Source organism: Stenotrophomonas sp. GbtcB23 (assembly GCF_019091045.1).
In the GTDB taxonomy this organism is placed as follows: Bacteria; Pseudomonadota; Gammaproteobacteria; order Xanthomonadales; family Xanthomonadaceae; genus Stenotrophomonas; species Stenotrophomonas rhizophila_A.
On record NZ_JAGXKC010000662.1, the window covers coordinates 1 to 238 of the forward strand.

The 238-nt window shown below is 62.2% G+C and carries 1 pseudogene; it reads left to right on the forward strand.

From position 1 onward, the window contains the following. Window positions 1–174 (forward strand): annotated as a pseudogene (locus KVS69_RS21235) (transglutaminase domain-containing protein); the annotation flags it as partial. Window positions 175–238: the final 64 nt, after the last annotated feature.

Consider the following 238-nt stretch of genomic DNA (forward strand, 5'->3'; position numbering starts at 1 on the left):
CGCAACACCTTCAACGACGATTACCAGCAGCCGCTCCAGCCGGCCAAGCAGCACCCGCGCTCGGACACCGTGGATTCGCAGCGCGGCGAGGTCGAATGGACCGGCGGCAACCTGTACTTCGATCAATGGAATTACGACTTCCAGTCGCACGTGGTGCCTGCCACACCGCGGTAGCAGCCCCCCGGTGGTGGGGGGGTCCACATTAATTTTTCTCCCTTCAAGGAGAGGGGAGGGAATG